At 64.0% G+C, this 16,307-nt stretch carries 15 protein-coding genes and 1 pseudogene; 2 read left to right on the forward strand and 14 right to left on the reverse strand.

Annotation, left to right across the window (positions count from 1 at the left end; all coding sequences use genetic code 11):
* The 9 genes and pseudogenes from KBY97_RS14265 to KBY97_RS14300 form a co-directional block, all read right to left on the reverse strand.
* Positions 1–4,267 (reverse strand): ELWxxDGT repeat protein (locus KBY97_RS14265; protein ID WP_399217912.1); only part of this gene is annotated, 4,267 nt, incomplete at its 3' end.
* Between the two features lie 66 nt (positions 4,268–4,333).
* Positions 4,334–5,527: a TIGR03032 family protein gene (locus tag KBY97_RS14270; RefSeq protein WP_255147943.1), complete on the reverse strand. Its 1,194-nt coding sequence runs from the start codon at positions 5,525–5,527 to the stop codon at positions 4,334–4,336.
* A gap of 209 nt (positions 5,528–5,736) precedes the next feature.
* The gene (locus tag KBY97_RS14275) at positions 5,737–6,231 is read right to left on the reverse strand and encodes a calcium-binding protein (protein ID WP_255147946.1); all 495 of its coding nucleotides are present in this window, start codon (positions 6,229–6,231) and stop codon (positions 5,737–5,739) included.
* A gap of 60 nt (positions 6,232–6,291) precedes the next feature.
* Positions 6,292–7,164 carry an IS3 family transposase gene (locus tag KBY97_RS14280; RefSeq protein WP_255147965.1) on the reverse strand — a complete coding sequence of 291 codons (873 nt, stop codon included), beginning with the start codon at positions 7,162–7,164 and terminating at the stop codon, positions 6,292–6,294.
* Positions 7,165–7,174: 10 nt separating this feature from the next.
* Positions 7,175–7,414 (reverse strand): hypothetical protein, encoded by a 240-nt coding sequence (locus KBY97_RS14285; protein ID WP_255147948.1) that lies wholly within the window; start codon positions 7,412–7,414, stop codon positions 7,175–7,177.
* Positions 7,415–7,539: 125 nt separating this feature from the next.
* Complete coding sequence (locus tag KBY97_RS14290; RefSeq protein WP_255147966.1) at positions 7,540–10,236, reverse strand: autotransporter-associated beta strand repeat-containing protein; 2,697 nt, start codon at positions 10,234–10,236, stop codon at positions 7,540–7,542.
* A 9-nt stretch (positions 10,237–10,245) separates the two neighbouring features.
* Positions 10,246–10,302 (reverse strand): annotated as a pseudogene (locus KBY97_RS14860) (autotransporter-associated beta strand repeat-containing protein); the annotation flags it as partial.
* Positions 10,303–10,323: 21 nt separating this feature from the next.
* Positions 10,324–11,151, reverse strand: a complete 828-nt coding sequence (locus KBY97_RS14295; protein ID WP_255147951.1) for an autotransporter-associated beta strand repeat-containing protein — start codon at positions 11,149–11,151, stop codon at positions 10,324–10,326.
* Between the two features lie 66 nt (positions 11,152–11,217).
* Positions 11,218–11,640: a DUF4915 domain-containing protein gene (locus KBY97_RS14300; protein WP_255147969.1), complete on the reverse strand. Its 423-nt coding sequence runs from the start codon at positions 11,638–11,640 to the stop codon at positions 11,218–11,220.
* Here KBY97_RS14300 and KBY97_RS14305 point away from each other — a divergent pair.
* Positions 11,609–12,139: a nucleotidyltransferase domain-containing protein gene (locus tag KBY97_RS14305; RefSeq protein WP_255147952.1), complete on the forward strand. Its 531-nt coding sequence runs from the start codon at positions 11,609–11,611 to the stop codon at positions 12,137–12,139. The genes KBY97_RS14300 and KBY97_RS14305 overlap by 32 nt on opposite strands.
* A complete protein-coding gene (locus KBY97_RS14310) occupies positions 12,114–12,521 on the forward strand; it encodes a HEPN domain-containing protein (protein WP_255147953.1) in 408 nt (135 codons plus the stop codon). The genes KBY97_RS14305 and KBY97_RS14310 overlap by 26 nt, the downstream gene beginning before the upstream one ends.
* Before the next feature lie 39 nt (positions 12,522–12,560).
* On the opposite strand, the gene KBY97_RS14315 is transcribed toward KBY97_RS14310, so the two are convergent.
* The 5 genes from KBY97_RS14315 to KBY97_RS14335 all read right to left on the reverse strand — a co-directional run bounded on the left by KBY97_RS14315 (position 12,561) and on the right by KBY97_RS14335 (position 15,974).
* Positions 12,561–12,839, reverse strand: coding sequence for a type II toxin-antitoxin system VapC family toxin (locus KBY97_RS14315; RefSeq protein ID WP_255147955.1), 279 nt, complete (start codon positions 12,837–12,839; stop codon positions 12,561–12,563).
* 112 nt (positions 12,840–12,951) lie between these two features.
* The gene (locus KBY97_RS14320) at positions 12,952–13,344 is read right to left on the reverse strand and encodes a type II toxin-antitoxin system VapC family toxin (protein ID WP_255147956.1); all 393 of its coding nucleotides are present in this window, start codon (positions 13,342–13,344) and stop codon (positions 12,952–12,954) included.
* Positions 13,341–13,556, reverse strand: a complete 216-nt coding sequence (locus KBY97_RS14325; RefSeq protein ID WP_255147957.1) for a type II toxin-antitoxin system Phd/YefM family antitoxin — start codon at positions 13,554–13,556, stop codon at positions 13,341–13,343. Before KBY97_RS14325 ends, KBY97_RS14320 begins: the two co-directional genes overlap by 4 nt.
* A gap of 78 nt (positions 13,557–13,634) precedes the next feature.
* Complete coding sequence (locus KBY97_RS14330) at positions 13,635–13,775, reverse strand: hypothetical protein (protein WP_255147959.1); 141 nt, start codon at positions 13,773–13,775, stop codon at positions 13,635–13,637.
* Positions 13,776–13,847: 72 nt separating this feature from the next.
* Positions 13,848–15,974, reverse strand: coding sequence for a TIGR03032 family protein (locus KBY97_RS14335; RefSeq protein ID WP_255147962.1), 2,127 nt, complete (start codon positions 15,972–15,974; stop codon positions 13,848–13,850).
* Positions 15,975–16,307 lie beyond the last annotated feature (333 nt).

A 16,307-nucleotide genomic window follows, 5' to 3' on the forward strand; every position in this document is an offset into this window, starting at 1 on the left:
TATCGATGCCGCCGGCCGCGCCGGCAGTTTCGATGAGGGTGTCAGTGCCGAGCTGGGTGTCGGCATCAAAGAGATAGAGGTCGTCTCCATCGCCACCGAGGAGGGTGTCATTGCCGGCTCTGCCTTCCAGGCGGTCGTTGCCGCCAAAGCCGCGGAGGGTGTTGTTGAGGGCGTTACCGCGGAGGCTGTCGTTGAGGAGGCCGCCATTGATGTTTTCAAAGCGATCGGCGGCGTTGAGCTGAAGCCTGAGGTTGGGGTTAACCGTCTGAAGGGTGGCGAGTTGTAGATCAAGGACAACACCACGCGCGGTGGTGGCATTGAAGGCAAGGGTATCGATGCCGCCGGCCGCGCCGGCAGTTTCGATGAGGGTGTCGGTGCCGAGCTGGGTGTCGGCATCAAAGAGGTAGATGTCGTCGCCGTCGCCACCGAGGAGGGTGTCATTGCCGGCCCTGCCTTCTAAGCGGTCGTTGCCGCCAAAGCCGCGGAGGGTGTTGTTGAGGGCGTTGCCGCGTAGGCTGTCGCTCTGGGTGCCGCCATTGATGGCTTCAAAGCGATCGCCCCCGTTGAGCTGAAGCCTGAGGTTGGGGTTGACGGTCTGAAGGGTGGCGAGTTGTAGATCAAGGACAACACCACGCGTGGTGGTGGCATTGAAGGCAAGGGTATCGATGCCGCCGGCCGCGCCGGCAGTTTCGATAAGGGTGTCAGTGCCGAGCTGGGTGTCGGCATCAAAGACATAGGTGTCATTGCCGGCGCCGCCGAGCATGGTGTCGTTACCGGCACCGCCGATGAGGGTGTCATCACCAGCACCACCATCGAGGGTGTCATTGCCGCCGAGGCCGGTGATTCGATCGGCGGCGGTCCCGCCGCGGAGGGTTTCACTGGCGTTGGTGCCGGTGAGGGTGAGGGGATCAGTGGCGAGGAAATCCCAGTTGAGGGTGAAATCACCGGTGGCGCTGCCCGATCCATCAACGCGGATGAAGTAGGTCTGGTTGGCGGCCGCACTGAAGGAAACCTGCGACTGCAGGCCGGAGGCATCGTCGTTTGCGGCTACGGGCGTGAGGGAGGAAACGGACGTGCCGGTGAAGACCTCGAGAGTGGTGTTGAAGGAACTGCCGAAGGTATCGATCGTGGCGATCGCGGCAAAGGGATTATTGAAGGAATACCAGACGGAATTGAACGGCGCTGGAGAGGAAAAAGCAGGAGCGCTGAATTCCATGCTCTCTGCAGTGGCGTCACGATTGTTGCCAGTGGTGGAGCCAACGGAACCTTCGAGCGCAAGGGCATCGGTGAAGTCGTCGTTGACCAGACGGCTCCAGATCTCAGTGCCCGTGTTGTTGTCGTTGGCTGAGAAGAAGAGGGTGTTGCCGACCAAGGTCAGAGAGGAGGGATAGGAGCTGCTGGACCCTGTGCTGATGTCTGCAACGAGCACGGTGCCTTCCGGAGTGCCATCGCTCTTCCACAGCTCACGGCCACTGGTGCCGTCGTTGGCGCTAAAGAAGAGGGTGTCGCCGATCGCCGTCAGATTGCTGGGAGTGGAGTTAGCGGACCCTGTGCGGATGTCTTTAACGAGCACGGTGCCTTCCGGAGTGCCATCGCTCTTCCACAGCTCATCGCCATTGCTACCGTCGTTGGCGCTAAAGAAGAGGGTGTCGCCGATCGCCGTCAGAAAGCTGGGATAGGAGCTGCTTGACCCTTTGCGGATGTCTTTAACGAGCACGGTGCCTTCCGGAGTGCCATCGCTCTTCCACAGCTCACGGCCACTGGTGCTGTCGAAGGCGCTAAAGAAGAGGGTGTCGCCGATCGCCGTCAGAAAGCTGGGATAGGAGCTGCTGGACCCTGTGAGGATGTCTTTAACGAGCACGGTGCCTTCCGGAGTGCCATCGCTCTTCCACAGCTCAATGCCATTGCTGCCGTCGTTGGCGCTAAAGAAGAGGGTGTCGCCGATCGCCGTCAGATTGCTGGGAGTGGAGTTAGCGGACCCTGTGCGGATGTCTTTAACGAGCACGGTGCCTTCCGGAGTGCCATCGCTCTTCCACAGCTCATAGCCATTGCTGCCGTCGAAGGCGCTAAAGAAGAGGGTGTCGCCGATCGCCGTCAGAAAGCTGGGAGAGGAGCTGCTGGACCCTGTGCGGATGTCTTTAACGAGCACGGTGCCTTCCGGAGTGCCATCGCTCTTCCACAGCTCAATGCCATTGCTGCCGTCGTTGGCTTGGAAGAAGAGGGTGTCGCCGATCGCCGTCAGATTGCTGGCATAGGAGCCATTGGACCCTGTGCGGATGTCATTAACGAGCACGGTGCCTTCCGGAGTGCCATCGCTCTTCCACAGCTCAACGCCACTGGTGCTGTCGAAGGCGCTAAAGAAGAGGGTGTCGCCGATCGCCGTCAGAAAGCTGGGATAGGAACTGCTGGACCCTGTGCGGATGTCTTTAACGAGCACGGTGCCTTCCGGAGTGCCATCGCTCTTCCACAGCTCACGGCCACTGGTGCTGTCGAAGGCGCTAAAGAAGAGGGTGTCGCCGATCGCCGTCAGATTGCTGGGAGAGGAGCCAAGGGACCCTGTGCGGATGTCTTTGACTTGCCGGGTGATGTTGGAGAGCCCCCAGTTGAGGGTGACGTCCCCGGTATTGCCGGCAAACCCATCCACGCGGATGTAATAGCGCTGGTTGGCGGCAGCGCTGAAGGCAACCTGCGACTGCAGGCTGGAAGTGTCGTCGTTGGCGATGACTGGCGTGAGAGAAGTGACGTCAGCACCTGTAAACACTTCCAGGGTGGTATCAAAACCACTGCCAAATGTATTGATTGTGACGTCAGATAGGAAGGGGTTCTCAATGAAATACCAAATGGAATTAAATGGGGGCGATTGGCTGAAACCAGGGTCGTTGAACTCACCTACTTGCGCCGTTGCGTCGCGGTTGGAGCCAGTCGTGGAACCACTCACTCCATCGAGTGCGAGTGCATCAATGAAGTCGTCGTTGATCAGTAAACTCCACAGTTCCTGGCCACTGTTGCCGTCGTTGGCTGAGAAGAAGAGGGTGTTGCCGACCAAGGTCAGAGAGGAGGGATAGGAGCCACTGGGCCCTGTGCTGATGTCTGCAACGAGCACGGTGCCTTCCGGAGTGCCATCGCTCTTCCACAGCTCAAAGCCATTGTTGCCGTCGTTGGCGCTAAAGAAGAGGGTGTCGCCGATCGCCGTCAGATTGATGAGAGAGGAGCTGCTGGACCCTGTGCGGATGTCTTTAACGAGCACGGTGCCTTCCGGAGTGCCATCGCTCTTCCACAGCTCAGTGCCATTGCTGCCGTCGTTGGCGCTAAAGAAGAGGGTGTCGCCGATCGCCGTCAGATTGCTGGGAGAGGAGCCAAGGGACCCTGTGAGGATGTCTTTAACGAGCACGGTGCCTTCCGGAGTGCCATCGCTCTTCCACAGCTCACGGCCACTGGTGCTGTCGAAGGCGCTAAAGAAGAGGGTGTCGCCGATCGCCGTCAGATTGCTGGGAGAGGAGCCAAGGGACCCTGTGAGGATGTCTTTAACGAGCACGGTGCCTTCCGGAGTGCCATCGCTCTTCCACAGCTCAGTGCCATTGCTGCCGTCGTTGGCGCGAAAGAAGAGGGTGTCGCCGATCGCCGTTAGATTCTTGGGATAGGAGTTAGCGGACCCTGTGAGGATGTCTTTAACGAGCACGGTGCCTTCCGGAGTGCCATCGCTCTTCCACAGCTCTTCGCCATTGCTACCGTCGTTGGCGCTAAAGAAGAGGGTGTCGCCGATCGCCGTTAGATTCTTGGGATAGGAGTTAGCGGACCCTGTGAGGATGTCTTTAACGAGCACGGTGCCTTCCGGAGTGCCATCGCTCTTCCACAGCTCAGTGCCATTGCTGCCGTCGTTGGCGCGAAAGAAGAGGGTGTCGCCGATCGCCGTCAGATTGCTGGGAGAGGAGCCATAGGACCCTGTGCGGATGTCTTTAACGAGCACGGTGCCTTCCGGAGTGCCATCGCTCTTCCACAGCTCATAGCCATTGCTGCCGTCGTTGGCGCTAAAGAAGAGGGTGTCGCCGATCGCCGTCAGATTGTCGGCATAGGAGCCATAGGACCCTGTGCGGATGTCTTTAACGAGCACGGTGCCTTCCGGAGTGCCATCGCTCTTCCACAGCTCAACGCCATTGCTGCCGTCGTTGGCAAAGAAGAAGAGGATGTCGCCGACCGCCGTCAGATTGAGGAGAGAGGAGCTGCTGGATCCAGCGAAGATATCTTTAACAAGCCTGGGTGTTGCCATGGTTAGAAGAGTGAAGAACGGTGATGTTGGGACGCGGAAGCTGGCTTTCTGCGGCGGCTGGTTTGTTCAGCCCGGTCGTGGCTGCTGGGTGTTGTTGGCTTGCGTGGTGTTCGATGACGCTGTGGCCGGCACCATCCAGACCGTCTGACTGGCGTCGGTGCTCGGGTCCGGGCCGATCAGGGCGGGGTTGCGGTAGCCCGGCAGGCAGGCGATCGCGAAGATTTCCTCCACCCCGCTGTTGAACCAGAGATGGGCGATGCGGTTGCCGGTGCTGAGCTGCACGATGGCCACGCCACAGCGAAGTTGTTCGTTGCGCTCCTGCAGGGGCAGCCCCCCGAACACCGCGGTTTCGCGGATGCGCGAGAGCCCCACCAGGGCGAGATCCCCGAAGCACTCCAGCCCGCGTGTGAAGCCCGGCAGTTCGCAGATGGTGGTGGGGCTGCCGGTGCGCGGATCCACGCGCAGCAGCTGGCCGTGGCCGGAATCGAGCAGGTAGAGCTGGCCGTTGTGCAGGCGGGGGGAATGGGGCATGGAGAGGCCGCGCAGCAGCAGCTCACCGCTGGCCAGATCGATCAGGCAGCCGCCCTGGCGCTTGTGCTCTCGCCAGCCGTTTTCCTCATCGCTGCTGCCCAGGGCGGTGACGTAGGCGGGGCTGGTGCCGTTCTCTGCGACGGCCAGACCGTTGAGATGGCAGCGATCGCCGGGTGTGATGGCGCTGATGAAGGGAGGATGCCAGCGAGGTACGAAACTCCAGGGCGCCTCGAAGGTGCAGAGGCAGTTGAAGAGGGTGTTGACGCCCCAGAGCTGATCGCCGCACCAGGCGAGGTCATGGCCCATGATCGGGCCGCTGTGGTGGGAGGAGCGGGCGAGAAAGGCGATGTCGTGGCTGTTCTCAGGCTTGAGGCGCGGGGCGATCTCACGGCTGGCGGGGAGGGTCCAGATGGCATCACGGCTGCCGACCGCCAGGCCGGTGGGGGTGCGTGCCAGGCCCATCGCCTGGGGGAAATGGGCAAAACCGATCTGGAGCTGCGGGCCGCCATCCGGCGTTGGCGTGGTGCCGATGGTGAGCACCCGGCCGGCCTGGTAGGTGGTGAGCACCAGGGAGAGGGCGTGGTGGCTGAGCAGGGCCGCGAAGTTGAGGGAGTGCTCGTAGTTGACGGGAACCGCCGGGGCTGAAGGGATCTGGCCTTGCTCGGCAGCTGCGCCCGCCAGGGAGCCACCGGCGCCAGGGGCTTCCACCGGAGCGTTGAGAGGCGTCACGGCCGGAGTGCGGAGCGGGGTGTCACTGGGCTAAAGGCTAAGAGCTTAATTATTGAAGGTTAACATCAAATTGCATGCAATGTAGTGGGCGATGGCAACAGCTGTTATTCGGGCTGAGTGATGCTGATCCATGTCAGTTCTGGCGTCCTGAATTGTCACGCATTACGTGACTGTTGGTGGATGTAGGGGTATGGCGTCTGTTGTGTTGCTCAGAAGACGATGAAATTGGCAGAGGAGAGCGCGAGTCCTGGGCTGAGTGTGGCAAAGGCGATGGCCGGGTTAGCGCCGTTGCCATCGCTGTCGTAGGTGAGCAAGCCGGTGGCGCTGTTGTAGAGGATGCGGTGGGCGGCAGTGGTGGCTGTGGCGCCGCTGCGGAAGGCGGCGGGGGCGAGTGTGCCGGTGGTGGGAAGTGCGGTGAACACACTGTTTTCGAGTTCGATGCGATCACCTTGGGCGATGGAGAAATCGGTGATGGTGTCGCGATTGGTGGTGGCGTTGAGTGGGGCATCAAAACGGAAGGTGTCGGCACCGAGACCACCGATGAGGGTGCCATTGCCGGCACCGCCTCTGAGCACATTGTTGCCAGCGTTGCCGCTCAGGACGTTGGCGAGCGCATTGCCGATGCCGTTGATGTTGGCGGTGCCGGTGAGGGTGAGATTTTCGACAAACCGCACCCTGGCAGTGGCGTCAAGGTTGAAGGTCACTGAACTCTGGACGGTGTCGATGCCGCCAGCATCGATGGTGCTGTTTGAGGTGGGTGCCTTTTATTGGACAGCCTGGGCCCCTGACATCGTTAACCCCGGACGGGAGTTACAAGGTTCGGCCTCAGTGTAGACCGCATTGGGAGTTTTGCCTCCCAAAGAGCTGTGTGGCCTTACATGGCAGTATCTCCACAGGAAGCGGGCCAGGCTGATCTCTGCATCCCAGCCATCGCTGTAGGCACGCAGATACACCTCCTCATATTTAACCGTCCGCCACAGCCTCTCCACCAGGATGTTGTCGTAGCAGCGCTTTCTGCCTGACCAGCTGACTTTGATCTCCTCTTCCTTGAGTCGCGCCACAAAGTCACCAGAGGTGAATTGACAGCCTTGATCGGAGTGGAAGATTTCTGGCCTACGGCCACCAGAGAAGGCCATCTCCAAAGCCTCCAGACAGAACTCCGTGTCAAGGCTGTTGGAGAGCTTCCAGCTGAGAATATTCCTGGAGAAGAGATCCACGATCGCCACCAGGTAGAGAAACCCTTTCTGCAGTGGGATGTAGGTGATATCGGTTGCCCACACCTGATCCAAGGCCGTGACCTGTTTGAGATCCACCAGGCAGGGGAAGCGCTCGGATGGATCGCCTGGAATCGTGGTGCGAGGCTTCTGGTAGATCGCCCGTAAACCCATGCGCCGCATGAGGTTTCGCATGCGGTCGCGGCTGATCGGAATTCCTTCTCTGGCCAGATAGTCCACCATCCGGCGACTACCGCTGCAGGGGTCCTCCAGGTAGAGAGCGTCAATCCTGGCCATGAGCCGCAACGTCGATTCACGCACCGGAGTGGGCCGGTAGTAGAGCGTGGATCGAGCCAGGCCCAGCAGTTCGCACTGGCGGCTGACGCTGAGCTCAGGGTGGTCGTGATCGACCAGCTTGCGCAGTTCATGGACATCACAGCAGCTGTGATTTTTTTTTGAGCCACTCCAGCTCCATCTGGAGCTTGCCGATCTGCTGGAACAGCTCGGCCTCCTTGGCCTGGCTCTCGTCCTTAGCCTGCGTCTTCTTCCCTCGCGTGAACAGCTCGCTTGCACCTTCCAGCAGCTGTTTCTTCCACTGGCTCACCTGGATCGGATGCACCGCGTGATCGGCGGCGATCTCCTGCAATGTCTTACGGCCGCTGATCGCCTCCATGGCGACCTTGGCCTTGAACTCGGGGCTGTGGGTACGGCGTTTGCTCATCGATGGGAGCCCCATTCAGGGACGGTGCCCCGCCTCAGAGGTTAACGATGGGCCCTGTCCAGAAAAACCAGTCCACCTCAGTTGATGGTGGTGGTTTCAAGCACCCGATCGCCGGACGAATCGACGACATAGATGTCATTGCCGGCGCCGCCGAGCATGGTGTCGTTACCGGCACCGCCGATGAGGGTGTCGTTGCCGGCGAGGCCGTTGAGCACGTTGTTCCCGGCATTGCCGGTGAGGGTGTTCGCCAGCGCGTTGCCGCTGACGGTGACGCTGTCGGTGCCTTCGGTCCAGTTGGTGAACGTCACCCCGGCCAGAGTGAAAGTCGCCAGGGTGGGGGCGAGGTTGACGCTCAGCCGGTCGATCCCGGCACTGCCGATGAAGGTCGTGGTCCCCAGGCCGGCAGTCTGGGCGGCCAGGGTCAGCTGGTTGCCGGCCAGATTGACCGTGCGAAGGACCGAGTCGGAGAGCAGCGTGCCAATGGTCTCCGACCCGGTCAAAGTCAGGTTGCCGAAGTTGCTCAGTGTCACTCTGGCGTTGTTCGAGATCGCTTCGCCGTCCACCCGCAGGCTGGCTTCGAGACCGACAGATATGTTCTGCGACGCCAGCGAGCCCGTGACGTTCAGCACGCCAACGCGGACATCCGTGCCGCCGGTAAAGGTGTTGTCGCCGGACAGCGTGAGGGTGCCGGCCCCGAACTTGCCGAAACCCCCGGTCCCCGAAATGACGTTGGCAACCGTCAGGTCATTGGACCGATCGAATGAAAGGCTGCCATTGTTGGTGACGGCGCCGTTACCCAGCGTGCCTGTGGTGCCGCCATTGCCGATCACCAAGGAGCCCGCGCTGATCGTGGTGGTGCCGGTGTAGGTGTTGTTGCCCGCCAGCGTCAGCGCGCCGGTGCCCTGCTTCTTCAGGCCTCCGGTGCCGCTCAACACGCCCGCAAAGAGCTGGCCCGCGGCATTGCCGGTGGTCAGCGTGGCGCCCCCCAGCGTCACCGTCGCGGTTGTCGCAGCCGAGGCCAGCGCGCCGATGGTCTCCGACCCGGCCACGTTCAGGTTGCCGCTGCCGTTCAGCGTGACCGCGGCGGTGTCGGCCAGCGCGAAGCCGTCAACCCGCAGGCTGCCGCCGTTCACGATGGTGCTCAGCGAAGCGAGCGATCCGGACACATCCAGTACACCGGCGTTCACCGTGGTGGTGCCGGTGTAGGCGTTGGCGCCCGACAAGCTCAGCGTGCCGGTGCCCTGCTTTCTCAGGCCGCCCGCGCCGCTGATGACACCCTCAAAGAACTGACCCGCGGCATTGCCGGTGGTCAGCGTGGCGCCCCCCAGCGTGACCGTCGCGGTTGTCGCAGCCGAGTCCAGTGCGCCGATGGTCTCTGACGCGGTCAGCGTCAGGTTGCCGCTGCCGTTCAGCGTGACCGTGGCGGTGTCGGCCAGCGCGAAGCCGTTAACCCGCAGGCTGCCGCCGTTCACGATGGTGCTCAGCGAAGCGAGCGATCCGGTCACATCCAGCAGACCGGCGTTCACCGTGGTGGTGCCGGTATAGGTGTTGGCGCCCGACAGGACCTGGATCCCGGCGTCGGTCTTGGTCAAGGCTCCGCCGACACCCGGATCAGCGTTTGCGATGACCCCAGAGAAGGTGCGCGTGCCCGCCGCGGGTGCGAGCGTCAGCGCGTTGCCATTGCCGATACGAACGCTGCCGGTTCCGGCCAGCCCGCCGACGGTGTCGAAAACGTCGAAGCGGACACGGCCCGGGTTGTTGACCGTCAGAAGGCCGGTCGCCGACAGACCGTTGCCGGCCGACACTTGCAGAGTGCCGCCATTCACTGCGGTCGCACCGCTGAAGGTGTTCGCGCCCGTCAGAGTCAGAACGCCTGCGCCGGTCTTTGTCAGCGCGCCACTGCCGGTGATCGCCCCGTTCACAGCGATGGTCGAAGTGCCTGCGGTTTCGAGCGTGAGGTTGTGGATGCCGCCGGTCACGGTGCCGTTGATGTTCAACCTGTCGGCGTCGGCCTGGATCTCGGCGGCCCCGTTCAGCGTGATGGCGCCAGTGAGGGTGTTGACGCCGGCAATGTTGCGGATCGCTCCTCCGTTCGCCACGCCCGAGCCGGATAGGGCGATCCCCTCGGCCACGGTGATGCCGCCCTGCAAGGCCAGCGTCGCTCCTGGGGCGACGACCGTCCCCGCCGCCGTGGTGCCGAGTGCGCCGTTGGTCGCGGCGATCAGCGTGCCCAGTGAAACCGTCGTTTGCCCGGTATAGGTGTTGGTGCCCGTCAGCGTGAAGGTGCCCGCGCCCTGCTTGGTGAGCCCGCCGCCCACGCCGCTGATGACGCCCGCAAACGTGTGATTCCCCGCGTCGCCCGTGGTGCGGGTATTCGCGCCCAGCGTGACCGTGTTTGTGCCGGATGCGCTGACCAGCGCGCCGATCCGCTCGCTGCCGGTCAGGTTGAGGTTGCCGCTGTTGAACAGGGTCACCGTGGCGGTGTCGGAAATCGCTGCGCCACCACCCACCCGCAGGCTGCCGCTGTTGAAGACCGAGACGTTTTGCGAGGCGATGGAACCGGTGACGTTCAAAACGCCGACGTTGACCCGCGTGTCGCCGGTAAAGGTGTTGGCGCCGGAGAGCTCCAGGGTGCGGGCACCGAACTTGCCGAAGGAGCCGGTGCCCGAGATTATGTTGGCGACGGTGATGTCGCCGCTGGGGGAGAACACCAGCGCCCCGTTGTTGACCACCGCGCCGCTGCCCAGCGTGCCCGTGCTGCCCCCCGCACCCACCTGCAAGGTGCCGTTCGCATTGATGGTCGTCGTGCCGCTGTAGCTGTTGGTGCCCGTAAGAATGAGGGTATCCCCCCCCCGTCACCGTCAGCGCGCCTGTGCCCGAAATCGCGTTGGCGAAAAGTTTAAGTCCGACCTGTCGAACACCAGCGCCCCGTTGTTGACCACCGCCCCGCTGCCCAGCGTGCCCGCACCGCCGCCCGCGCCCACCTGCAACGTGCCGCCGTCAATGAAGGTTCCGCCGCTGTAGGTGTTGTCGCCTGACAGGATCCGGGTGCCGGTGCCCTCGAACTGCAGGAAGCCTTCCCCCGAGATGATGCCGGAGAACGCGGTGTTCGCCGCCCCGATGATATTCAGACCATTGCCATTGCTGATCTGAACCGTGCCGCCATCGCCCGCCAGCCTGCCGATGACATCGAAGGCATCCACGTTCACCATGCCGCCCGTGTTCACGGTCAGAAGCGCGCTGTCCGACAGATTGCTGTCTGGGTTCAGCGTCAGGCTGCCGCCCGAAACGGTCACAGCCCCGGTGATCACGCCCGCATTGTTGACAGCCCCGCCAGAGACCTGCAGCGTGCTGCCAAGGGTGCCGAAATTGTTCAGGGTCCCGCCCGCCACGGTCAGACCGTTGCCCGACACGCTGACCGTGCCGGTGTTCGCGATGATCAGGATGCCCACACCGGAAAGGGTCGCCCCGGCGTTGACCGTCAGGGTGCCCTGAACCGTGAAGATGCGCGCGCTCTGCTCGAGCAAGAAGACCGAGGCGGATTGCCCTGCCAACAGGGTGGGATCGGGGGAAGCGCCCGCACCGGTGCTGTCGATGACGGCCGAGGAATTCTCGTTCGGGAGGATCCCCTCAACCCAGTTGATCGGGGCCAGAAAATCGGTGCTGAAAAATCCATCCCAGGTGGGCATATCGCAGTCCTTTCCAAGTGTGTGGAAACCCTTCGCCCTGACGGGCGGGCCTCAATCCGGTTTGAACTAAGCCGGGCAACCGAAGCTCAGGCAAAAATCATGAGGGAGATCGCCAGCCACCCTATTGAGGTTGGCGTGACATGGCCTGCCGGGCAAGGAACCTGTCCAAGCTGCCGTGCGGTGATCCTGGAGGGCGAGGTCGTTGAGGTGGCAGATCGGGCGGCGGGCCGTCATCCACAGGGCTTCGTCGTGGGCGTAGAGCCCCATCGGCCGATCGAACAGCCGCTCATGCCGCTTGAGTTCACCGGCTGCACCCACACCAAGGAACAGCAGGCGGTTGGCGCGGTAGGTGGTGAAGGCGAGCGAGAGCTGGTGCTGGATCAACCAGCCGGCGAGCTCAGCGGAGGCGGGGCAGGCCAGTCCTGCGTCCTGGCTACGCTGGGCGAAAGGGGCAGGGATGCTGGCGATCGGCTTGGCCCGGCGCTGGATGGAAGGGGCCGAGGACGACGTCCTGACCGGGTCAGCCCAGTTCTGGTTTGGACTGGCGACCTGGCTTCCTCTCCAGCTCCCTGGCCTCCCCCCCCAAGGATTGGCCGAGCCGGGCCAGAATGGCCCCATGGCTCAGGCGTTCACCACCAGCACCCCAACCACCACCACCCCGGCGGCCTCGATCGAGGATCGGCTCGCCGTCATGGCCCGTGAGATCCAGGCCGTGATTCCCGGCGCTGAAGTGCGCTTGTTTGGCTCCTGGGCACGCGGCACGGCCCGGCCCGATTCCGACATCGACCTGCTGATCACCGTGACCGATGACTGGCTGGCGAGCCATGATCGCTACCGCATGCTTGATCGGCTGCGCTGGCGATTGAGCGGACCTGTGCAGCCAGTGGATCTGCTTCTTTACTCCCGCAGCCAGGTTTCCAGGAGCATCAACCTCCACAGCCATGTCATCAGCCATGCCTACCGTGAAGGACGACTTCTCGGTGGCTAATCCTGAGGCGCTGGCCATGCTGCGGATCTCCAAACGGGATTGGAAAGCGGCTGCAGCGATGACCGACATCGAGATCTTCGAAGAGGTGATCTGGGGATTTCAGTTGCAGCAAGCGATCGAGAAAGCTCTAAAAGCTTGGCTTTATGGCCTCGGCGAAAAGGATGTTCCCTTCACCCATGATCTGGTGCTCTTGATGAAGCAGTTGCGCGCTATCGGTGCGGATATCACCGCGTTCCAGTCATTGAGTCCCTTCACCGACGTTGCCGTTCAACTCCGCTACGACGAAGACCCGGACCCGCAACATCTCGATCGTGAGGCCTGTAACGCAGAGGTGGCTGCTTTGATCACGCACGTGGAAGAACGGATCGGCCGATCCGTCTGAGGGCGATGGGGGCTGGCGCGGCGGCGGCGGGTTCAGCGCCTATGGACTTGTCCGTTCTCCGAGGAGCATCACAGTCGGTCCGTAGCGCTTGAGGGCGCGATCGGTGCTGAGCAGCAGCACCCCTGCTGAACGGGCCTGGGCGATCAGGAGGCGATCCAACAGGTCCTTGTGGTGGGGAGGCAGGAGCGCCGTGGCGGCGGCATGGTCGGGGGTGATCGCCAGCAAAGCGAAACCCGCTTGCTGCGCTGCTGTGACCAGGACCTGAGGGGACAGTGGCAGCACACTGGTGTCGAGCAGGTAGCCCCCTTGAGCCGCCATCAGGCCGAGGCCTCGGTGGCGCCAGCGATCAAGGCCGCCACCGCGCTCTCCAGCTCAGGGGAGAAAGCGGCATCGATGCTGGCTGCCTCCAGATCCTGCGATCCCCGCCCGCTCAGCCCCCGAAGAGGCGCAGGCCTTCAAACTGGTGGAAAGCCGCATCGGTGGTGGCCAGGGTCAGGTCGCGCAGCGAGGCCTGAGCCGCCAGGACCCGGTCGAACGGATCGCGGTGCGGCACATCCCAGCTGCCGGCCAACAGGCTTTCGCCTCTGAGGATGGGGCACTCGAGCGCGCCCAGGCCATCGATGGCCCGTTGAAAGGTGTCCACCACCACACCGGCACCCGGCAGCTTGCCCAGCCGCCACTTGGTGGCGATCTCCCAGGCGGAGGCGGCGCTGATCAGCAGCTGGGTTTCTGGGTTTTCCAGGGCTTCACGCAGGCCCTGGTTGAGCTTGCCGGGCTCCAGCACGGCCCAGAGCAGGATGTGGGTGTCGAGCAGCAGCTTCATGCGCCCCAGGCGGCCAGCTCGCTCTCGGGCAGGTCATCGAAGAAGCTCTCATCGACCGTTCCGGCCAAGAATCCCAACCGGCGCGGCGGTGACGGGCTGAGGGGAACAAGGCGGGCACAGGGTTTCCCATTGCGGGCCAGCACGATCTCCTCGCCGGCGGCCACCCGCACCAGCAGCGCGGAGAGATGGGTTTTGGCCTCCTGAACATTCACGACGGCGCCTGAGCTGGGTCGAGGCATCAGACCAAACCAGATTGACCTGGTCAGCCTAGCCAGAGTGGTCTGACTGGCTCAGGATCGATCGCCGCCAGATGGGAGGTCGTAGCCGGCGTGGATGGGACGGGCCAGGGAGCGTCCCAGGAGGGAATCGGCCCAGAAGGCGTCCTCCTCCAGCCGGGTGGCCGCTACCAGCAGCAAGGGTGGGGGGCTCACGGGGGGGAAGCCAGCGGTGTGGTGCAGTGGCTGAGGTGCACTGGATCGCGATGACGAGCCGCGGGGCTGGGCTCAGCGGCCATCATCCATGCGATCCGCAGAGCCTGAACTGGCTGCTTCTGCGCGCCAGGCCCGCTGAGAGCCTGGTGAAGACGGTGGCGGCGGCAGCCGCCGCTCACTGCTCCGGGACGCCCCCACGGCCGAGAGGTGAGAAGCGAGATGGCGGCGCAGGAAGCGCAGCATGGCGGTGTTGCCGCTGGCGATGGCGGCGCGGGCCTCGGGAATGCCCTGTTGCTGCTGGCGGCGGAAGGCCTCTGCCAGCAACGCCGGTCCGCGGGCCCTGCCGCGGTGCGGCTCCGCCACGAACAGGCTGGAGTAGCGCAGCGTGGTGGGCGCCACGCGATGGGCGATCACCCAGCCCACCAGCGCCTCGTCGTGGAGCAAGGCAAGCGAAACACCGGGTTCGATGCCGTGAAGATCGAGCGGCGGCAGCAGCTCCGGCGGGGCGCCGAGCTGGCGGGCCAGCTGCTGCAGCTGTTGGCAGGCGATGGGAGCGGCGGCCAGCTCCAGCCAGCTCTGCAGCCGGTACGGCGGGCTGAGCGGATGGCGATCGGCCCAGGGGGCGGCAGCCAGCCGCGCAGCATTGCCCTCCAGCAGGGCGAAGTCGGTGTGCGGCGCACTCCAGCCGAGCCGGAGCAGCAGCGGCTCAAGGGCGGCGCTGGTGAGGGCGGTGGCCTGGTAGCGCACGCTCACCCGGCCGATCTGTTCGTTGGCGAGGAAGAGCAGCAGATGGCGCAGCAGGCCTGTACCGATGCCCTGTCGCCGCCAGGCCTCCTCCACCTTCAACGACAGCACCCTGGCGCTGCCATCCGGCAGCCGTTCAGCCACCGCCAGGCCCACCATCGCCCCATCGGCCATGGCGGAGAGCCCCAGCAGTTCGCCGCTGATGCGGGCCGTGGCGGCTGATTGCGGCGCCAGCGAGGGAAAGGTGAGGGCGGCATAGGGCGCCAGGGTGGCGGGGGTGAGCTGAAACACCCGCTGGTAGCGAATCGCCAGCGGTTCGATCGCCGTGGGTTGCGGCAACCCGAAGGGGCGCGGAGCCGGGGCCTGGTGCGGTGTGCCGCTGGGGGCGGTGGGCCGCACGAGGGTGAGGGTGTCGCGATCGGGCAGCTTCACCAGGCAGTCGATCGTTTCGCCCTGCAGGCCGATGGCGCGCGGCTGGCGCACGCCTGGCAGCAGCACCACATCGAACAGCTCATCGATCGGTTCGGCCAGCTCCAGGCTGTGCAGCACGGCGCCGCTGGCCAGATCGATCACCCGCAGGCCGCAGCAACCGCCGGGTTGGTTCAGCTCGGCCAGGCGCTGATCGAGGGCGAGGCCATGGAACTGGGGCGAGCGCAGCTTGGAGAGGCCCACCACCGCGCAGCCAGCCACGAAGGCCAGGCCCCGGGCGAAGCCAGGCACGAAGCAGAGGGGCTGGAAGCGGCCGTCCTCGATCCAGCCGAGCTCGCCGCTGCCGGAGTTGAGCAGCCAGAGCCGGCCCTGGTGCCAGCGGGGCGAGTGCGGCATGGAGAGGCCATGGGCCACCACTGCGTTGCTGGGGATGTGGATCACCACGCCACCACCGCCGCGGTCGTTGCGCCAGCCGGCGGGGGCATCGCTGCCGCCGCAGGCGGTGGCCCAGGTGGGGATGCCGTCCTGCACGGCCACACCATTGAGATGGCAGCGGTCGTCGGCGGCAAGGCTGGTGATGAAGGGCGGCTGCCACACCGGCTTGAAGCTGCAGCCGCGCTCCAGGGTGGCCAGGCAGCTGAAGGCGGTGTTCACGAAGATCGGCACGCCATCGGCGCCGATCACCAGCTCATGGGCGTTCACATCGCCGGTGGTGAAGCTGGCGGCGGGCACGTAAAGGCGGTCGCCGCCCTCATGGGTGTGGCCGGGGGCGAGCAGGTTGTCGAAGCGCCAGATCTGGCAGCGGCCCGCCATCCAGAGACAATCGCCGTCGAGGGTGAGGCCCATCGGCCGATCAAACAGCCGCTCGTGCAAGCGCAGCGCCCCGTCCTGGCCGGTGCCGAGCAGGAGCAGGCGGTTGGCGCGGTAGGTGGTGAAGGCCACCGCGAGCTGGTGTTGAATCAGCCAGGCCGCGAGCGCCTCGGCGGCTTCCTGGGTAGAGGCGGAAGCAGCGGAAGGATCGATCAAGGGGCTGGTAACTTCCCTGACGCTGGCGGTAAGGCTGGCATCGGGGTTGGCAGCAGGGCTGGCGGTGGGGCTGGCAGGAGATTCCAGTGTCAGGCAGGCGGTTTCTGGAGGCTAGGGCGGGTGGGGCTGAGTGCAACCTGACGCCAATTCGTCAAGCAGTTGTGACGCATGACACGGCATCACGAACACTTGTTCAAAGTTGTTGCCTAGGGAAGCTCTGGGCAACAAGGCTGCAAGCGACACCTGGGCCCCCCAAATGTTTGCGGTGGCCTGTCTCGGTGCAGATCCAGTAAGAATCGGCCTGCTTTCTGCTCTTTCGAGCCATTTCCCCTG

The sequence above is a fragment of the Synechococcus sp. ATX 2A4 genome (assembly GCF_024346375.1).
In the GTDB taxonomy this organism is placed as follows: domain Bacteria; phylum Cyanobacteriota; class Cyanobacteriia; order PCC-6307; family Cyanobiaceae; genus MW101C3.